Origin of the sequence: Pseudomonas sp. NPDC088429 (assembly GCF_044753305.1) — a bacterium.
In the GTDB taxonomy this organism is placed as follows: domain Bacteria; phylum Pseudomonadota; class Gammaproteobacteria; order Pseudomonadales; family Pseudomonadaceae; genus Aquipseudomonas; species Aquipseudomonas rustica.
This window is the reverse complement of sequence record NZ_JBIVMX010000008.1, coordinates 38937-55346: the sequence shown is the minus strand read 5'-3', so window position 1 is coordinate 55346 and position 16410 is coordinate 38937. Positions and strand designations below refer to the sequence as shown.

Here is a 16410-nt window from a genome sequence, read left to right as displayed (position 1 = left end):
CTGTTTTCAGTCGTCGAGATCACAACGGTGGGTGCGTAACAGCTCGGTGATCAGTTCACAGAAGCGCCGGATCAGCGCTGGCGGCATGTCGGCGCGCAGCGTAATGCGGATGGCTGCCTTGCCTTGTGCAACCACCGGAAAAAACACCGCACTGGTGAAAAATCCCTGTTCGGCCAGTTCGCTGGCCACTCGATTGGCCACCGCCGCCTGCCCGCATTTGATCAAGCGGATGGCCATGTTGCTGTGGCATTGATCGGTGCTGATCAGGCTGTCGAAGAGGCGGATATTAGCCTGAAGGTTGCTTTGCAGCGCGGCGAATTCGGCGCTGCGATGCAGGCGGATCGACGCTCTGCCGGCACCGATCGCCGCGCAGTTGAGACTCTGCGACCAGTTGCTTGGCCCGCCGTAACGCTGGATCAGGGTTTTCTGCCGCTCACTGCCCAGCATCACCAAACCGCCGCTGGCACCAAACGACTTGGCCAGTGACGCGACGATCAGGCAATCCTCTTCCAGCGCCGCCACCCGTGGCCGCACAAGCCCGGCGCCGTGCTGACCGACCGCCGACAACGCATGGGAATCATCCAGATACAGAAACAGCCCGTAGCGATCCTTCAGATACAACAGACCTTCCATGTTGGCGACGCCGCCCATGCTGTACGCGCCGTCAGCGACATACGCCACGCGACCGTGTTGCTGGCAGGTGCGTTCGAGAAAATCCATGTCGTTGTGCGGCGCGGTGACCACGCGGGTTTCATCGGCGCACGCGGCTTTCAAATGATTCATCGAGTAGTGCGCGTGGCGGTCGAATACCATCACCGGCGGCTGACCTTCGGTGAACACGCCGCTGGCCAGCAACGGCAGGATCCCCGCGCTGGCAGCGCTGCACGACAAAGTGCTCAGACAGACCGTATCAAAGAGTTGCGACAGCTCGTTTTCGTACTGCTCGAGAATCGCCAGTTTGCAGCGGTTCTTCGAATTGGCGACGCGCAAGCTGCCGGTTTCACGCAGGGCGGCGATGGCGCCTTCGAGCAGGGCCGGGTGATGATCGAGCCCCAGATAAGAGGTCGTGCAGAAGTGATGGAATTCACGCCCGTACTGATCGAGCAGGTGATTCGGACTTTTTACTTCGACATTGAGGCCAGCGACTTTGCCCTGTTCGGCGATGTCCCAATCGTAGTCGGCGAGGGCGATGATCTTGCGGAAATTGGAATACTGATTCGTGGTGTGCAACGGAAGATTCACAGGCGACATTCCTTGAGCGTAGCGATCCATGGGGTGTTGCAATTTGTGTGTGTTGCCAGACTTTACAGAGCGAAAAGTCGCACAAAAATCGGCCGTTTCCGTGAATCCTGAGAGGCGACGGAGTTTTGTTTGTAGGGCGAAGCCACGAAAGTAGACGGATTAATCACATGTCTGACTTCAACGAAAACCGGGCTATCCTGCCGACTCGAATGTCCCCGCCAGCGAGACTTCCATGCTGCAAAAAAGCCTGATTCGCCGCCTCGACCTGATCACCCTGCAACTGTTTGTCGCCGTGCATGAAGAGGGCACGCTGACCCGCGCCGCCGCGCGCGAAGCCATTGCGGTGTCGGCGGCGAGCAAGCGCTTGATGGAACTGGAAGAAGCGCTGGGCATCAGCCTGTTCGTGCGCCAGGCCAAGGGCATGACGCTGACGCCGGCGGGGGAAACGCTGCTGCACCATGCGCGGCAGATGTTGTTTAACGTCGAGAAGATGGGCCTGGAACTGGGCGAGCACAGCCACGGTGTGCGCGGCTATGTGCGCATGCTGGCGAACCTGTCGGCGATCATTCAGTTTCTGCCGGAAGACTTGCGCGACTTTTCCGCGCGGCATGCGCAGGTCAAGACTGACCTTGAAGAACGGCCCAGTGCCGGGGTGATTCAGGGTGTGCTCGATGGCGTCGCGGATCTCGGTATTTGTTCCAACGACAGCGACATCAAGGGCCTGCACAGCGTGCTGTACCGCGAGGACAAACTGGTGGTGGTGATGTTGCCGGAGCATCCGTTGGCCGCGCGTGAATCGGTGGCGTTTGCCGAAACGCTGGACAGTGATTACGTCGGTTTGCACGCGGCCAGTTCGATCAACATGCGCACCCACGCGGCGGCGCGGCAGGCGGGCAAGGTGCTGCGCATTCGCATTCATGTGCCGGGGTTTGATGCGGTGTGCCGGATGGTGCAGGCCAACATGGGCATCGGGATTTTGCCGCAGCGGGCGTATGAGTTGTTTGGTCAGGCGCTGGGGCTGCACGCGGTGCCGTTGACCGATGACTGGTCGGATCGCGCGTTGATTGTGGTGGTGCGCGATGAGGCGGGGTTGTCGCCGGTGAGCCGGTTGCTGTTTGAGCATTTGCGAGGCTGATATACCTATCATTTGTGTCGCAGATACCCCCTGTAGGAGCTGCCGAAGGCTGCGATCTTTTGATCTTGCTCTTGAAACAACAGATCAAAAGATCGCAGCCTTCGGCAGCTCCTACAGGGGCGGTGCGTTCGCATTTCGCGAACGCCCTTTGCCGAACGAAGGTTGGATTCCTTCATCACCGCGCCTCTAGTCTTGCCGGCATATTCCAAGAACAAGAGGTACCCCGCGATGACTGCCCCCCTGAGTGCGATCAAAGTGATCGAAATCGGCACCCTGATCGCCGCGCCGTTTGCCGCGCGCATGCTTGCCGAGTTCGGCGCCGAGGTGATCAAGATCGAAGCCATGGGTCAGGGCGACCCACTGCGCAAATGGCGCAAGCTGCACGAAGGCACGTCGCTGTGGTGGTACCTGCAATCGCGCAACAAGCAGTCGCTGGCGCTCAATCTGAAATCCCCGGAAGGCATCGAGCTGGTCAAACAACTGGCGACCGACGCCGACGTGATCATCGAAAACCTGCGCCCCGGCGCGCTGGAAAAACTCGGCCTCGGCTGGGACGTGCTCCACGCGCTCAACCCCAACCTCACCCTCGTGCGCATCTCCGGTTATGGCCAGACCGGCCCCTACCGCGATCGCCCCGGTTTCGGCGCGATCGGCGAGGCGATGGGCGGTATCCGCTACACCACCGGCACCCCCGGTTCGCCACCGGCGCGAGTGGGCGTCAGCCTCGGCGATTCGCTGGCCTCCTTGCATGCGGTGATCGGCGCGTTGATGTCGCTGCTGCGGGTCAAAACCGGGCAGGGCGGTGGCCAGATCGTCGATGTGTCGCTGGCCGAAAGCGTGTTCAACGTCATGGAAAGTCTGGTGCCGGAATACGACATGCTCGGCCACGTTCGCGAACGCAGCGGCGGCGCGTTGCCGGGCATTGCACCGTCCAACACGTACCTTACGGCTGACGGCGCTTACGTGGTAATTGCCGGCAACAGCGATCCGATCTACAAGCGGTTGATGCAAACCATCGGTCGCGATGATCTGGCTGACGCCGAAGAATTCGCCCACAACGACGGCCGTGCGGCCAAAAGTGGCATGCTTGACGCCGCGATCACTCACTGGACGAGCAGCCTGCCGATCAACGACGTGCTCGCCGCTCTCGAAGCTGCCGAAGTCCCGGCCGGGCGCATCTATTCGGTGGCCGACATCGTCGCCGATCCGCACTATCAGGCGCGCGGCATGCTGCTCGACGCCGAACTGCCCGGCGGCGCAACCGTGAAGATGCCCGGTATCGTGCCGAAACTCTCGGAAACCCCCGGCGGCGTGAACTGGTCTGGGCCGACCCTCGGCCAGCACACCGACGGTATTCTCGCCGGTCTCGGCCTGACTGAACTCGACATCGAACGCCTGAAAAGCCAGGGAGTAGTGCAATGATTTCCGACTATTCGCAAACCTTGATCGTCCAGGAAGTCTCGCCTCGCGACGGCTTGCAGATCGAGCCGACGTGGGTGGAAACCGTCGACAAAATCGCGCTCATCGATCAACTGTCGCTGGCGGGTTTCAGCCGCATCGAAGCCGGCTCGTTTGTGTCGCCGAAAGCCATTCCGGCGCTGCGTGATGGCGAGCAGGTGTTCCAAGGCATTCAGCGTCAACCGCAGGTGATTTACGTCGCGCTGATCCCCAATCTCAAAGGCGCGCAGCGCGCACTGGAGGCCGGTGCCGATGAGCTGAATCTGGTGATGTCCGCCAGTCAGACGCACAACCTCGCCAACATGCGCATGCGTTGCGAGGATTCGCTGGCGGCGTTTGCTGACATTGTTGCGTTTGCCGATGGCTCGGGTGTGCGGCTCAACGGCAGTATCGCGACGACGTTCGGTTGCCCGTTCGAAGGCAAGATTGACGAGGATCGGGTGCTGCAGATTGTCGACGCTTATCAGGAAATCGGCATTCAAGGCATCACCCTCGCCGACACCACTGGCATGGCCAATCCGCGTCAGGTGGATCGCTTGGTACGGCGGGTTTTGCAGCGGCTTTCGGCGGCGGATCTGACCCTGCACTTCCACAACACCCGGGGTTTGGGGTTGTGCAACGTGCTGGCGGCATACGAGGCAGGAGCGCGGCGATTTGATGCAGCGCTGGGCGGTCTCGGTGGCTGTCCGTTTGCACCGGGGGCGTCGGGCAATATTTGCACTGAAGACTTGGTGAATTTGTGCGATGAAATCGGCATTCATACCGGCATCGACTTGCCGCTGCTGTTGAAGCTGTCGCGCGGATTGCCGGATCTTCTCGGCCACGAAGTGCCCGGCCAACTGGCCAAGGCCGGGCGCAATTGCGACCTGCACCCGATCCCCACCTGAATCCCCCTCTGTAGGAGCAAAGCTTGCTCGCGAATGCGGTGTGTCATTCAGCAGTGATGCGACTGCCCTGACGCCTTCGCGAGCAAGCTCGGCTCCTACAGGAACAGCGTCATAACCAGACAACAAAAACAATCGGACGCCCACCGGCAGTCCGCCTGGAGAAAAGCTATGAGCCTCAATGTAATGGAGGCGGGCGCGAGCTCGTCTGTCGATCACGACGCCGAAAAAGCCCTGGTCAGCAAAGTCGCCTGGCGCCTGATGCCGCTGATCATGGTCTGCTACCTGTTCGCCTTTTTCGACCGCATCAACATCAGCTTCGCCAAGTTCCAGCTGCAAGCCGACCTGAGCCTGAGCGACACCGCTTACGGCCTCGGCGCCGGGCTGTTTGTGGTCGGTTACGTGCTGTTCGAAGTGCCGAGCAACATGATGCTCTACAAGGTCGGCGCCCGGCGCTGGATCGCGCGGATCATGATGTCGTGGGGCGTGGCGACGGCGCTGATGGTCTTCGTCACCAGCGAATGGCAGTTCTACGCGCTGCGCTTTTTGATCGGCGCGATGGAAGCCGGTTTTGCGCCGGGCGTGTTGTATTACCTGACGCTGTGGTTCCCGCAGCAGTTCCGTGGACGAATCACTTCCCTGTTGTTTCTTGCCTCTGCATTCGCCGGGTTGGTCGGCGCACCGTTCTCCGGGCTGGTACTCGAACATCTCGACGGTGTGATGCAGATGCGTGGCTGGCACTGGCTGTTTCTGCTCGGTGGTCTGCCGTGCATCGGCCTAGGGTTTCTAGTGCTGACGCTTCTCAAGGATCGCATCGAGGACGCGCACTGGCTGACCGCTGACGAGAAAAAATTGCTGTCCAGCCGCATTGCCCATCACGAACCGCACAAGAGCGGCGGTTCGTTGCTGGCGGCGCTACGGATTCCGGGTTTTCTGACCTTGGGGCTGATCTACTTTTTGATTCAGGTCGCGTCTTACGGACTGAATTTCTGGGCGCCACAACTGATTCGCAGCGCCGGCACCGAGAGCCCGGTGATGATCGGTCTGCTGACCGCCATTCCGTACATCTGCGGTGCGATCACCATGATCGTGATCGGGCGGTTGTCGGACGCAACCGGCGAGCGCCGCAAGTTTGTCGCGGGGTTGGTGGTGGTTGGCGCGATCGGGTTCTTCAGTGCGGGGATTTTCGCCGATCACACCACGTTCCTGATCGTCGCCCTCGGCTTGCTCGGCGCCGGCATCATCGCCGCTATTCCGAGCTTCTGGACGCTGCCACCGAAGTTGCTGGCCGGTGCCGGCGCAGGTGCGGCGGGCGGGATTGCGGTGATCAATACGCTGGGGCAATTCGGCGGCATCGTCAGCCCGGTGATGGTCGGGCGGATCAAGGATCTCACCGGCAGCACCACCCCGGCGCTGTATGTCATCGGCGTGGCGGCGTTGATTGCAGCGGCGCTGCTGTTGTGGGGGTTGCCGCAGAAATTGCGCACGCTCGATAAATATTGAGCCGCTGAAAAGATCGCAGCCTTCGGCAGCTCCTACAGAGTGCGAATCCAATCCTGTAGGAGCTGCCGAAGGCTGCGATCTTTTGATCTTTATTGCGGTGCCAAAACTCTTTCCGGCGAGTTGCCAAACTGAATCAACACCACCCCCGCAATCAACAACACCGCGCCAAACACCCGCGGCAACGTCAGCTGTTTCTCCACCAACCCAAACAAGCCAAAGTGATCCAGCAGCATCGAAGCCAGCACCTGCCCAGCCAGCGCCAACGCCACAAACCCCGAAGCCCCGAGCTTAGGCAGCAACACCACCGCCAGCGCGACAAAACAAACCCCAAACGCACCGCCGGCCCACATCCAAATCGGCGCCTTGCTGATAAACGCCAGCGACGGCAGCGGCAGCCGCAACGCCAAAATCACCGGCAACAACACCAGCACACTCACCAGCAACGACGCCAACGTCGCCCACAATGGATGGCCCAATCCGCGCGCCAGGTTGCTGTTGATCGCGCTCTGAAACGGCACCACCGCCCCGGCAAACGCGGCCAACGCCAACAGACCGGCCCACTGCAACGTACTCATGATCATTCTCCAACAGGTTTTGCTGGACTCTAGAGTATTCGTCGCGCAGATTTAAATTCCGTTTCGTCATCAAGAACATGCATCAGATGAATGATCTGCGCCGCATCGATCTCAACCTGCTGGTGATCCTCGACGCCTTGCTCAGCGAGCAGCACGTCACCCGCGCCGCCGAGCGCCTGCACCTCAGCCAACCGGCGGTCAGTCATGCGCTGGCGCGTCTGCGCGATTTGCTCGGCGATCCGCTGCTGGTGCGCGCCGGCGCAACCCTGGCGCCCACCGCGCGAGCGCTGGAACTGGTCGCGCCGCTCGCCGAAGCGCTGGCCCAAGTGCAATCGCTGCTGGCACCAAACACCTTCGATCCGGCCAGCGCCCGACGCACCTTTCGCGTAGCAATGTCGGACTACGGCGCGGCGATCATCCTCCCCGATCTGATCCGAACCCTGCGCCGCGAAGCGCCGGGCATCGACCTGCAAATCAGCCATGCCAGCCGCGAAGGCATGCTCGAAGGCGTGCTCAATGGCGATATCGACGTCGCCGCCGGCGTCTTCCCGGAAATGCCCCACGAATTGCGCAGCACGCTGCTGTTCGAAGAACGCTACGTCTGCCTGCTCGACCGCCATACCCTGCCGGCCAACGGCGTGCTCGATCTGCCCACCTACCTGTCGCGCCCACACGTACTGCTGGAAATGCGCGGCAGTGGCACACCGGAAATCGAGCGAGCCCTGACGACACTGCGCGAACGCCGTCGCGTCGCGATCAGCCTGCCGCACTGGAACGTCGCGCCGCAGTTGATCAGTGGCACGGATTTGATTCTCACCGTGTCATCGCGCAGCGTGCGCGATTTGGTGCATGGGGATTTGATTGTTGTGCCGCCACCGTTTGATATTCCGCCGTTTACGTTTGTGCTGGCCTGGCACAAGCGACGGGGTGGGGATCAAGCGTTGAATTGGTTGAATCGGAAGATTGAGGAGGGGATAGTGCGCGGCTGAACAGTCATCAAGGAGTGGGACGTGACAGTGAAGTCTGAACCTTACTTCCGAAGACCTCAGAGGTTACTGATCCGATGCTCACTGGCCTCAACCACCTGACCCTCGCCGTCAGCGATCTGAACCGCAGTCTGGCGTTTTATCGTGACGTATTGCAGTTGCGCGTCGAGGCGACGTGGGACGCCGGTGCCTATCTTTCGCTTCCGGGGCTGTGGCTGTGCCTGTCGCTCGATCCATTACGCACAAGCGAGCCGGGCGCCGACTACACCCATTACGCCTTCAGCCTCAACGCTGCGGATTTTGCGCTATTCGTACAAACGCTAAAAGTAGCAAACGTGCGGGAATGGCGCGATAACCGCAGCGAAGGTGCGTCGTTCTACTTCCTCGATCCTGATGGCCACAAGCTCGAAGCTCACGTCGGCGATCTGGCCTCGCGACTCGCAGCGTGTCGGCAGAAACCGTACACCGGCATGCGTTTTTACGACGGGCAGTGATCAGGCGCAATCGGCTGATATAGGCTGGCCGCCACGTGTTCTGGCGCTTGCAGGTTTTCCATGACTCTATCGTTGCTAATGGCCGTTCTGGCCTCGGGTTTCATTTACGGCATCACGCCGGGGCCGGGTGTGCTGGCGGTGTTCGGTATTGGCGCGGCCCATGGGCGACGGGCCGGGGCGGGGTTTCTCTGCGGGCATCTGCTTGGCGATGTGGTCTGGTGCAGTACGGCGCTGATCGCGATTGTTGGTGCGCGGGAAATCGGCAGCACGGCATTCGACGTGCTCGGCGTGCTCAGCGGTCTGTACTTGTTCTGGCTCGGCTGGCGCGCGGTGCGGGCGCAGCGACGCAATGCGGACGAGCCGCAGGGCGCGGCGCGCAATCCATTCTGGCACGGCATTCTGTTCGGGCTGACCAATCCCAAGGCGTACCCGGTGGCGGTGGCGACGTTTACTGCGCTGCTGTCGAGCCGTGCCGAGTTGCTCAACTGGTCGATGCTGCCGGCGCTGATCGCCCTGAGCTTCCTTGGCGGGCTGCTCGCCTACGCTATTCTCATTGGTGTTGTCGGCGCGCAGCGGGTGCGCACGCTGTATCAGCGCCACGAGTTGCTGATCACCCGGTTGTGCGGGGTGATGTTCATCGGTTTCGCCATCAACGCGCTGGTGCATGCGTTGCCGGGGCTGATGCCGAACAAGGCTTGAAGGTGACTGTACATCGCGCAGCGCGGCAATCATCGGGCGCTGCATTAGCTTATTAGCTTATTGCGCTTCACCGTTCGTCAGTGCATCGACAACTTTTCTAAACCTTTGCCGGCCAGAAAATTCTCAATCTAGGCGGGCACCTGCTCGCCACGATCATTACCAAGAGGTAGAGAATCATGCCTAATTCAAGAAACTCGAACTCGGGAAACTTCGCTAACGATCGAACGAAGGCGTCTGAAGCCGGTCGCAAAGGTGGGAAAACCACTACAACGACTGTCGACAAAGACCCTGCGAAAACAGAAATGGGCCGCAAGCCCGGTCAGAAATCGAAGTAGTCAGTGAAGTCGTTTTGATTGAGAGGCGGGGGCGTAAGCTCCCGCTTGAATTTTGAGAAAAGGAGGGCGCGACCATGAGCCGGATGGCCACCCGTTTACGCAATTTGAGTGTTGTTTCGCTGTTGAGCCTGTGCGCCACCAGTGCTTTTGCCCAGTCGCCTGCCGATTTCATCAACGATGCGTCGGCCAAAGGCATGGCTGATATCGAAGCCAGCCGCTTGGCCCACGGGAAAACCGAATCCAAAGAGGTCAAGGATTACACCATCGTGGTGATCAATGACCGCACCACCGCCAATCAGCATCTGGCGAAAATTGCCAAGAAGCTCGATTTGCCGATCGCGCCGCGCGAAGAAATCGCCGACAAGGCTAAAGAGCTGATTCCAGAGGTGAAGGACGGCGCGACGTTTGACCAGGCCTATGCCGCGAGTCAGGTTAAAGCCACCGAAGAGGCCATTCAGCAGATCGAGCAGGAAGCGCAGACCACCGATGTGCCTGAGATCAAAGCCTTCGCCGACGAAACCCTGCCGAAACTGCAGAATCACCTGGAAATGGCCCGAGCCTTACAGGCCAGCCGCTAATCTCACAGACAACACAGATCCCCTGTGGCGAGGGGATTTATCCCCGATGGGCTGCGCAGCAGTCGTTAAACCATTCAATGCAGTGTGTCAGGTTGAATTCGGTAGCAGGATAAGGGGCTGCTTCGCAGCCCAACGGGGATAAATCCCCTCGCCACAAGTGTTTTGTTTTCATTCGCCCGATAAACCTAGCACTCATTCAAATCCTGCTTCGACTTGCTCTTCTCACCCAGCCCTTCAAGGTTAAACACCTCGCCCTCGCCCAACGAGCGGTAATGCCTGCGCAACGCCTCCAGCTGTTTCAAATCCAGCGCTTCCAGCCCGAGCATCGCGTTCTGCGCTTCCTTGGTCACCAGCAGCAACTCATCAATCTTCAAATGCAGAATGTCAGTGTCACGGTTCTGCGTGTTCTGGATCAGAAATACCATCAGAAAGGTGATGATCGTGGTCGAGGTGTTGATGATCAGTTGCCACGTATCGTTGTAATTAAAGATCGGCCCGCTCAACCCCCATAGCCCTATCAGGATCAACGCCCCCATAAACGTCTTCGGGCTACCGGCCCACAGAGCAAGCTTCTGGGAAATCTTCGCGAATTTCATAGCCGTATTCCTTATTGGGGGGAGTGCATGAAATTCAGACAATGACGGCGTTGTGAAAATTCTAATTACAAATCAGCGAATGGAACCGGACGTTGGTAGGACAGCGCCGGCCAGTTGGATCACGGTATGGTAGCGGCAGCTGTTTTTTCCAGGTTTTGAAGCAAACGCCTTACAGGAGAACGCAATGAGTTGGTCCGCCAAGCAATACGTCGCTTTCGAAGATGAACGCACCCGTCCGGCCCGCGATCTGCTGGCGGCGATTCCCACGGCAGAAGCGCGATCGGTAGTTGATATCGGTTGTGGCCCGGGCAATTCGACGGAGCTTCTGCTGCAGCGTTTTCCTGAGGCGCAGGTCTGCGGGCTGGACAGCTCGCCGGACATGATCGACGCGGCACGCAAGCGTTTACCGCAGTTGCAGTTCGAAGTGGCTGAGATTGATCAATGGGCGGACGCCGGGCCGTTTGATGTGATCTTCGCCAATGCCGTGTTGCAATGGGTGCCGGATCACGCAGCGTTGTTGCCCGCGTTGGCCAACAAGTTGTCGGCGGGCGGCAGTCTGGCGATTCAGATGCCGGATAACCTCAACGAACCGTCTCACCGCTTGATGCGTGAAGTCGCCGCGAATGGCCCATGGGCCGCGAAGCTCGCCGGCGCGGCGGGGCAGCGAACGGACATGGCGAGTGCCAGCGATTATTTCTCGATGCTGCGGCCGCATTGTGCGCGGGTCGATGTCTGGCGCACGACGTATCACCATCAATTGTCGGCTGGCGCGGCAGGGGTGGTTGAGTGGTTCAAGGGTAGCGGGTTGATTCCGTTTTTGAGTCCGCTGACTGAAGCGGAGCGGGCGGAATATCTGGAGCAATACCTGAGGGAAGTCGCGAAGGCTTATCCGGCGTTGGCGGATGGGTCGGTGCTGTTGCCGTTTCCGCGGTTGTTTATTGTTGCTACTCGCTGAAACGAACGAATGCTTTGTTCGACTTGAGAGCGGTGGGGTGGCGTCAAGCGAGCCCCTCACCCCAGCCCTCTCCCAAGGGAGAGGGAGCTGAATTGGGTGTTTTTCAGAATTTCAGTTCGGCTGAATATCCCAGGTCGATGTAGCTCGAACAGGCATCTCGGTCAGTTCCTTCTCCCTCTGGGAGAGGGCTAGGGTGAGGGGCTATTCCAAGGTTGAATCCGTTCAGCGCTGCACCGCGACCAGCATCATCATCGGTCGCTCCCGCTCTTCCGCCAGCGCCGGTTGTGCCGCCACCTCGGCATCACTCGGCCCCCATTCATTGACATGACGAATGGTGAACCCCGCCTCAATCAACGAATTGAGTAGCGTCCCGATCGTGCGATGCTGCTTGATCACGCCCTCCGCCAACCAATGGGTCACCCGCTCACCTTCCATCTGATAACCGTCCAGCGGCCAACGCTTGTTGCCCTCGCTATCAACCAGCCACCCTGGATTACGCGGGGCCATAAAGATCGGATGCTCGATGGAAAACACAAAGTGCGCACCCGGTTTCAACGCCGCATACAGATGAGCAAACAGCCCCGACAAGTTCTTGATGTAGTGCAGCGCCAGTGAACTGTACGCCAGATCAACACTGCAAACCGGCAGGTCGAGCTGCTCAAGATCGGCACGTTCATAACGGATATTCGTCGCCACCGTTGTCTGCCGCGCGCGCTCCAGCATCTTCTCCGAAACATCCAGACCCAGCACATTGGCGGCACCGTTCTCACTCGCCCAACGGCTGAACCAGCCATAACCACAACCCAGATCGACCACATTCAAACCATGCATGGCCGGCAACAATGCCTTGAGCGCCGGCCATTCCGGCGCGGCATCAAGCCCGCCGATGGAGCGGTTCATCTGGCTGTAGCCCTGGAAAAACTCGGGATCGTCGTAGATGTTTTGCGTCATGGGATGAGTACTCTTTCAAAATGTTGTTGCAGTGAATGGCTCAGTTCCAATGCCTGTTAAGACAAAGACGAATTCAACCCTGCTGCAACACCTTCAAAGCCGCCGACGCGAGAAACCCCGAGCGGCTCTTTTCTTCCGGATGGTGCAACACATACTCATCAATACGATTAAGCAGGTGCCCCGGCAGGGTGATGTTGAGCTTCTGGGCTTTGCCCAAATATTTGACCACGTCGATGTCCACCACCGCCCACGCGCAACCGGCATATTTCGGATTGGCCACATTCACGCCCAGTTTGCTGGCAGACGGGATAGGCGCACCGTCCTCGGCCAGAATCTCGAAATGGCCTTCGATCGCTTCGCGAGCCATGGCGACAGCATCGTCGAGGTCATCACCTGCGGAAAAACAGCCAGGAATGTCCGGCACTTCCACGCCCCAGGCGTGTTCGTCATCACCTATTGAAATCGCAATCGGATAAAGCATGTGTGTAGTCCTCCATGGCGCAACTGACTGAGTGAGTCAAAGCAGCGCCTGCTGCAAAATACTGATGGCCGTTTTTTTGAGCAGATCCTTCTTCGGATGCGGCACAGTGACCAAGCCGGGTTTGCTCGGATGCTTGAAGTGATGGTGACTGCCTCTGATCCTCACCAGATACCAACCGTCTGCGACGAGTTGGCCGATTAAAAAACGGCTATTCACAACACCTCCTTGTGGTGTGCTTGGTGGGTACTATACCTACTGAATTATCGTGATCAACATGCTAATCCCTGAGCGGTCATCGTCCTTTGATGGGCGCATCGGCTTAGTGCAGTCTAGGTAAGGCTCAGGGGAGGGTGAGGAGGGTGTGTTTCAAGGATTTGCGCTCGATTTTTTACCAAACCCCAGACACAAAAAAACCGGCCTTTAAAACCGGTTTATCTTGCAGCCAGAAGCATTCAAGCCCCTGCAAGCAAGCTCTCATAGGGGATTCGCAAGCCTTCATGCAAGCGCTTGATCATCGACAGGCTCAGTTTGCGCTTGCGATTCAATACCTCGGATACGCGTCCACTGGTGCCAATGAACGGTTCCAGATCACGTGGCGTCAACCCCTGCTGTTCCATGCGAAATTTAATCGCTTCAATCGGGTCGGAAGGTGGCATTGGAAAATGCTGGTCTTCGTACTTCTCGATCAGCAATGCGAGAATTTCCAGCTCGTCGCCCTCAGGCGAATTGAGTTCGGCGCCCCACAGCTGCTCCATGCGTACAAACGCGGCGGCGAGGTCTTCCGGACTCCGAATGGGTTTGATGTTCATTACACGGTCTCCGCGTTGATCTGGTCATATTGGGCATGGCTGCCAACGAAGCGGATGAAGCCGAGCTGCCGTTGATAGTCGATCGCCAAAATCACTCGATACTTGTTACCGCCGATATTGAACACCACTCTTGCGCCTTTAAGGATGCTTGCGGTTCTCAGTTCGGCTTTTACTGCCTGTGGCGTACGGTATTCGGCCTTTTCCATGTGGCGATACCATTCAACAAGCGGTGTCTCGGAGTCAGCGAAAGCAGGATGGCTTTCCCAGAATTGCCGCAAAGTTGATCTTGCCATTATCCGCATCCATGCCTCCTCCCGTTTTGGGAGATGTTAGTCGTCAATGTCCAGTGATGCAATCACTGATGTCAAAGGAACAGGGCGAGGTAGCAGCCCCAGCTTCAGGTTAGAAGGCATCTGAACTAGAAAACCGAGGTTTGTTTTGCAAGGAGTGACAAGACGAGGCGAGGAGAGAAAACCTACGGAATATCGAACTCTACAAACCCCAGACACAAAAAAACCGGCCCTATAGGCCGGTTTTCTGTATTCCTGCATCCCCCGTCAAAAAATCACGACGTGAGACAAAATCTGATTGGAGCGGGTAGAGGGAATCGAACCCTCGTCGGAAGCTTGGGAAGCTACTGTTCTACCATTAAACTATACCCGCTCAGAGCGGCTGACTTTGTACCAGACTCGGCCACGGATTTGAAGTTTCTTTTGCAAAATAAGCCTTTGAAGCGTTGAAAACGCTCAATCGCGGGCGAGCACTGCGGGTCGCAAATCAAAAGCTCAACCCCGCAGGCTCGCGCGCGACGACACTTTTTCAAATAGCCAATGCATGTTGATCCTGAACAAACGAGTAACGCGTTCGGCTGGTTTGCTGCGCCGGTTTCAGAAAGCCGAGCAAGGCGTTCTGGCTATCGCGGCACGCCGCTTTGTGCTCCATATCGAGAAAATGCCCGGTGGCTTGCAGGGTGGTGAAGGTGCTCTGCGCGACGTGGTTGCCGAACAGGCGCGCATCGTCGGCGGCGGTGTATTCGTCCCATTCGCCGTTTAAAAACAGCACTGGCACGTTGATCTTTTTCGCCGCGTTCAAGTAGCACTGCCGGTCGCTGTGCAGCACGTCGCTGATGTGGAAATGCATCTGCCCGTATTCGTGCTCGGCCAGACTGCTGACGTGGCGATAGTTGAAGCGCTTGAACAGCGAAGGCAAATGTTTACCAATGGTGTCGTTGACCAGATGGCCGACGCGGTCGCCGTCGCGCTGGCCGAGGTAGTCGACGCCACGTTCAAGGTAGTCGAGCATGTGCGCGTTGATCACCGGCGAGAACGAGCTGATCACCGCCCGTTCGATACGCCGAGGCTGGTGGGCGAGGGCGACCAGGGTCGCAGCACCGCCCCAGGAAAACGACAGCACGTGCTCTGCGCCAAAGTGGTCAATCAGCTCCAGCAGGATTTGCCCTTCGACTTCCTTTGTCAGATGTTTCTCGTGGCGGTTGTGGGCTTTTGACCGACCCGCGTAGGGCTGGTCGTAGCAGACCACGTTGAATTGCGGGTGCAGGTTCTTCACGGTTTGTGCAAACGACGCAGTCGTGGCCATCGAGCCGTTGACCAGAATGATGGTCTTTTCTGCGGCGTCTGCGCGATAGAACTCCGTGTAAACCCGATACTGACCCTGTATATCCAGCACAGCGATTTCTGGCCTCATGTCATAAGACTCCTGGCAAGCAAGCGGGTATGCGCGCAATGGTGAGATTGCACGAGCTTTGTGACAGGTAGGCATACGCCTGGAATTTGCTTGGCCCATGTCGATCCGATAAGGCAGGTCGACGGGTATTGTTATTGGCGGGCAGTTTGTCGGCTGAGGCGCAGCCCTTGGGGCTGACGACCGACAAAAAGTTTCTTAGAGGTATGTTGTGACTCGTCGGTCACATTTCGGCCGACGTCCTGATTCAAGCAGGGGAGGCAGGATCGCGCAAGTGCCGTTGGTAAATTGTTCGACAACTTCTGCTGAGCGGTCGCGGGCTTAGAACAAATGAATCTCTTCGGTGCGCAAAGCGCGGTACTCGCCCGGTTTTAGCGCGTCATCAAGCTGCAACAGCCCCATGGATTCACGGTGCAAGCGCAGGACTTTGTTGTTGAAGAAACCAAACATGCGCTTCACCTGATGGTAACGCCCCTCGACGATGCTCAACCGCGCCGAGCGTGGGCCGAGCAGCTCCAGTTGCGCCGGCTGCGTGGTCAGATCCTCGAACGCGAAGTAAATCCCCTCGGCAAAGGTGATCGCATATTCCGCGCCAATTTCCTGCTCGGTCTCGACGTAATAGACCTTCGGCAGTTTGGTCTGTGGCTGGGTCAAGCGCCGCGACCATGCGCCGTCGTTGGTGATCAGCATCAGCCCGGTGGTGTTGAAGTCCAGACGCCCGGCGATATGCAGGTCGTCCTTGTCCGGCTCATCGATCAGGTCGAGCACAGTCGGATGCTGCGGATCGCGGGTTGCGCTGACGCAACCGGGCGGTTTGTGCAGCATGAAATAGCGTGCCGGTTTGCCGACTTGCAGCACTTCGTCATCAACCTCGACACGACTGAATTCCAGCACCTCGCTGTGCGGATCGCTGACGACTTTTCCGTCAATCCGCACGCGCTTTTCCACCAGCAACAGGCGCACCTGTTGACGGTTGAAGCGCGGTAGATTGCTGAGGAAACGGTCGACGCGCATGTTCAGTGTTCGAT

General features: G+C 58.5%; 20 protein-coding genes and 1 tRNA gene. 10 read left to right on the top strand and 11 right to left on the bottom strand.

The window, feature by feature from the left end:
• Positions 1 to 6: 6 nt before the first annotated feature.
• Positions 7 to 1251, bottom strand: a complete 1245-nt coding sequence (locus ACIP66_RS07370) for an aminotransferase class I/II-fold pyridoxal phosphate-dependent enzyme (RefSeq protein ID WP_400646787.1) — start codon at positions 1249 to 1251, stop codon at positions 7 to 9.
• 223 nt (positions 1252 to 1474) lie between these two features.
• Here ACIP66_RS07370 and ACIP66_RS07365 point away from each other — a divergent pair, with 223 nt between their 5' ends.
• The 4 genes from ACIP66_RS07365 (at position 1475) to ACIP66_RS07350 (ending at position 6222) form a co-directional block, all read left to right on the top strand.
• A complete protein-coding gene (locus ACIP66_RS07365) occupies positions 1475 to 2377 on the top strand; it encodes a LysR family transcriptional regulator (RefSeq protein WP_053117982.1) in 903 nt (300 codons plus the stop codon).
• A gap of 228 nt (positions 2378 to 2605) precedes the next feature.
• The gene (locus tag ACIP66_RS07360) at positions 2606 to 3799 is read left to right on the top strand and encodes a CaiB/BaiF CoA-transferase family protein (protein ID WP_053117984.1); all 1194 of its coding nucleotides are present in this window, start codon (positions 2606 to 2608) and stop codon (positions 3797 to 3799) included.
• The gene (locus ACIP66_RS07355; protein ID WP_400646685.1) at positions 3796 to 4722 is read left to right on the top strand and encodes a hydroxymethylglutaryl-CoA lyase; all 927 of its coding nucleotides are present in this window, start codon (positions 3796 to 3798) and stop codon (positions 4720 to 4722) included. The genes ACIP66_RS07360 and ACIP66_RS07355 overlap by 4 nt, the downstream gene beginning before the upstream one ends.
• A gap of 168 nt (positions 4723 to 4890) precedes the next feature.
• The gene (locus ACIP66_RS07350) at positions 4891 to 6222 is read left to right on the top strand and encodes an MFS transporter (protein WP_400646682.1); all 1332 of its coding nucleotides are present in this window, start codon (positions 4891 to 4893) and stop codon (positions 6220 to 6222) included.
• A gap of 89 nt (positions 6223 to 6311) precedes the next feature.
• Here the strand turns inward: ACIP66_RS07350 and ACIP66_RS07345 are convergent, their stop codons facing one another.
• On the bottom strand, positions 6312 to 6797 hold the full coding sequence (locus ACIP66_RS07345; protein WP_400646679.1) for a DMT family transporter: 486 nt from the start codon (positions 6795 to 6797) through the stop codon (positions 6312 to 6314).
• Between the two features lie 77 nt (positions 6798 to 6874).
• On the opposite strand from ACIP66_RS07345, the gene ACIP66_RS07340 reads away from it, so the two are divergent.
• The 5 genes from ACIP66_RS07340 to ACIP66_RS07320 all read left to right on the top strand — a co-directional run bounded on the left by ACIP66_RS07340 (position 6875) and on the right by ACIP66_RS07320 (position 9889).
• On the top strand, positions 6875 to 7786 hold the full coding sequence (locus ACIP66_RS07340) for a LysR substrate-binding domain-containing protein (protein WP_400646676.1): 912 nt from the start codon (positions 6875 to 6877) through the stop codon (positions 7784 to 7786).
• A 74-nt stretch (positions 7787 to 7860) separates the two neighbouring features.
• Positions 7861 to 8277 (top strand): fosfomycin resistance glutathione transferase, encoded by a 417-nt coding sequence (gene fos / locus ACIP66_RS07335; protein WP_400646673.1) that lies wholly within the window; start codon positions 7861 to 7863, stop codon positions 8275 to 8277.
• 60 nt (positions 8278 to 8337) lie between these two features.
• Positions 8338 to 8976, top strand: a complete 639-nt coding sequence (locus tag ACIP66_RS07330) for a LysE family translocator (protein WP_053117996.1) — start codon at positions 8338 to 8340, stop codon at positions 8974 to 8976.
• 176 nt (positions 8977 to 9152) lie between these two features.
• Complete coding sequence (locus ACIP66_RS07325; RefSeq protein ID WP_082341401.1) at positions 9153 to 9311, top strand: KGG domain-containing protein; 159 nt, start codon at positions 9153 to 9155, stop codon at positions 9309 to 9311.
• 74 nt (positions 9312 to 9385) lie between these two features.
• A complete protein-coding gene (locus ACIP66_RS07320; RefSeq protein WP_053117998.1) occupies positions 9386 to 9889 on the top strand; it encodes a DUF4142 domain-containing protein in 504 nt (167 codons plus the stop codon).
• A gap of 185 nt (positions 9890 to 10074) precedes the next feature.
• Here ACIP66_RS07320 and ACIP66_RS07315 read toward each other — a convergent pair whose 3' ends face one another.
• A complete protein-coding gene (locus tag ACIP66_RS07315) occupies positions 10075 to 10485 on the bottom strand; it encodes a low affinity iron permease family protein (protein WP_212545232.1) in 411 nt (136 codons plus the stop codon).
• A 139-nt stretch (positions 10486 to 10624) separates the two neighbouring features.
• Here ACIP66_RS07315 and tam point away from each other — a divergent pair, with 139 nt between their 5' ends.
• Complete coding sequence (gene tam / locus ACIP66_RS07310) at positions 10625 to 11440, top strand: trans-aconitate 2-methyltransferase (protein ID WP_400646784.1); 816 nt, start codon at positions 10625 to 10627, stop codon at positions 11438 to 11440.
• Positions 11441 to 11662: 222 nt separating this feature from the next.
• Here the strand turns inward: tam and ACIP66_RS07305 are convergent, their stop codons facing one another.
• The 8 genes from ACIP66_RS07305 to ACIP66_RS07270 form a co-directional block, all read right to left on the bottom strand.
• A complete protein-coding gene (locus ACIP66_RS07305) occupies positions 11663 to 12391 on the bottom strand; it encodes a class I SAM-dependent methyltransferase (protein ID WP_400646669.1) in 729 nt (242 codons plus the stop codon).
• Between the two features lie 73 nt (positions 12392 to 12464).
• Positions 12465 to 12872 carry a type II toxin-antitoxin system HicB family antitoxin gene (locus ACIP66_RS07300; protein WP_053118006.1) on the bottom strand — a complete coding sequence of 136 codons (408 nt, stop codon included), beginning with the start codon at positions 12870 to 12872 and terminating at the stop codon, positions 12465 to 12467.
• 36 nt (positions 12873 to 12908) lie between these two features.
• Positions 12909 to 13088, bottom strand: coding sequence for a type II toxin-antitoxin system HicA family toxin (locus ACIP66_RS07295; RefSeq protein ID WP_159814214.1), 180 nt, complete (start codon positions 13086 to 13088; stop codon positions 12909 to 12911).
• A gap of 236 nt (positions 13089 to 13324) precedes the next feature.
• Positions 13325 to 13681, bottom strand: coding sequence for a type II toxin-antitoxin system HigA family antitoxin (locus ACIP66_RS07290; protein ID WP_212545229.1), 357 nt, complete (start codon positions 13679 to 13681; stop codon positions 13325 to 13327).
• A complete protein-coding gene (locus ACIP66_RS07285; protein ID WP_400646664.1) occupies positions 13681 to 13983 on the bottom strand; it encodes a type II toxin-antitoxin system HigB family toxin in 303 nt (100 codons plus the stop codon). The genes ACIP66_RS07290 and ACIP66_RS07285 overlap by 1 nt, the downstream gene beginning before the upstream one ends.
• A 287-nt stretch (positions 13984 to 14270) precedes the next feature.
• Positions 14271 to 14344: transfer RNA gene (locus ACIP66_RS07280), tRNA-Gly, on the bottom strand.
• Between the two features lie 156 nt (positions 14345 to 14500).
• Positions 14501 to 15385 (bottom strand): alpha/beta fold hydrolase, encoded by an 885-nt coding sequence (locus tag ACIP66_RS07275; protein WP_053118011.1) that lies wholly within the window; start codon positions 15383 to 15385, stop codon positions 14501 to 14503.
• A gap of 318 nt (positions 15386 to 15703) precedes the next feature.
• Positions 15704 to 16396, bottom strand: coding sequence for a pseudouridine synthase (locus ACIP66_RS07270; RefSeq protein WP_400646660.1), 693 nt, complete (start codon positions 16394 to 16396; stop codon positions 15704 to 15706).
• Between the last annotated feature and the right edge of the window lie 14 nt (positions 16397 to 16410).

Excerpts from the sequence above, each read along its gene's own strand:
- ACIP66_RS07370 (WP_400646787.1), bottom strand. The coding sequence starts at position 1,251 with ATGTCGCCTGTGAATCTTCCGTTGCACACCACGAATCAGTATTCCAAT.
- ACIP66_RS07365 (WP_053117982.1), top strand. The coding sequence starts at position 1,475 with ATGCTGCAAAAAAGCCTGATTCGCCGCCTCGACCTGATCACCCTGCAA.
- ACIP66_RS07360 (WP_053117984.1), top strand. The coding sequence starts at position 2,606 with ATGACTGCCCCCCTGAGTGCGATCAAAGTGATCGAAATCGGCACCCTG.
- ACIP66_RS07355 (WP_400646685.1), top strand. The coding sequence starts at position 3,796 with ATGATTTCCGACTATTCGCAAACCTTGATCGTCCAGGAAGTCTCGCCT.
- ACIP66_RS07350 (WP_400646682.1), top strand. The coding sequence starts at position 4,891 with ATGAGCCTCAATGTAATGGAGGCGGGCGCGAGCTCGTCTGTCGATCAC.
- ACIP66_RS07345 (WP_400646679.1), bottom strand. The coding sequence starts at position 6,797 with ATGAGTACGTTGCAGTGGGCCGGTCTGTTGGCGTTGGCCGCGTTTGCC.
- ACIP66_RS07340 (WP_400646676.1), top strand. The coding sequence starts at position 6,875 with ATGCATCAGATGAATGATCTGCGCCGCATCGATCTCAACCTGCTGGTG.
- fos (WP_400646673.1), top strand. The coding sequence starts at position 7,861 with ATGCTCACTGGCCTCAACCACCTGACCCTCGCCGTCAGCGATCTGAAC.
- ACIP66_RS07330 (WP_053117996.1), top strand. The coding sequence starts at position 8,338 with ATGACTCTATCGTTGCTAATGGCCGTTCTGGCCTCGGGTTTCATTTAC.
- ACIP66_RS07325 (WP_082341401.1), top strand. The coding sequence starts at position 9,153 with ATGCCTAATTCAAGAAACTCGAACTCGGGAAACTTCGCTAACGATCGA.
- ACIP66_RS07320 (WP_053117998.1), top strand. The coding sequence starts at position 9,386 with ATGAGCCGGATGGCCACCCGTTTACGCAATTTGAGTGTTGTTTCGCTG.
- ACIP66_RS07315 (WP_212545232.1), bottom strand. The coding sequence starts at position 10,485 with ATGAAATTCGCGAAGATTTCCCAGAAGCTTGCTCTGTGGGCCGGTAGC.
- ACIP66_RS07305 (WP_400646669.1), bottom strand. The coding sequence starts at position 12,391 with ATGACGCAAAACATCTACGACGATCCCGAGTTTTTCCAGGGCTACAGC.
- ACIP66_RS07300 (WP_053118006.1), bottom strand. The coding sequence starts at position 12,872 with ATGCTTTATCCGATTGCGATTTCAATAGGTGATGACGAACACGCCTGG.
- ACIP66_RS07290 (WP_212545229.1), bottom strand. The coding sequence starts at position 13,681 with ATGAACATCAAACCCATTCGGAGTCCGGAAGACCTCGCCGCCGCGTTT.
- ACIP66_RS07285 (WP_400646664.1), bottom strand. The coding sequence starts at position 13,983 with ATGCGGATAATGGCAAGATCAACTTTGCGGCAATTCTGGGAAAGCCAT.
- ACIP66_RS07275 (WP_053118011.1), bottom strand. The coding sequence starts at position 15,385 with ATGAGGCCAGAAATCGCTGTGCTGGATATACAGGGTCAGTATCGGGTT.
- ACIP66_RS07270 (WP_400646660.1), bottom strand. The coding sequence starts at position 16,396 with ATGCGCGTCGACCGTTTCCTCAGCAATCTACCGCGCTTCAACCGTCAA.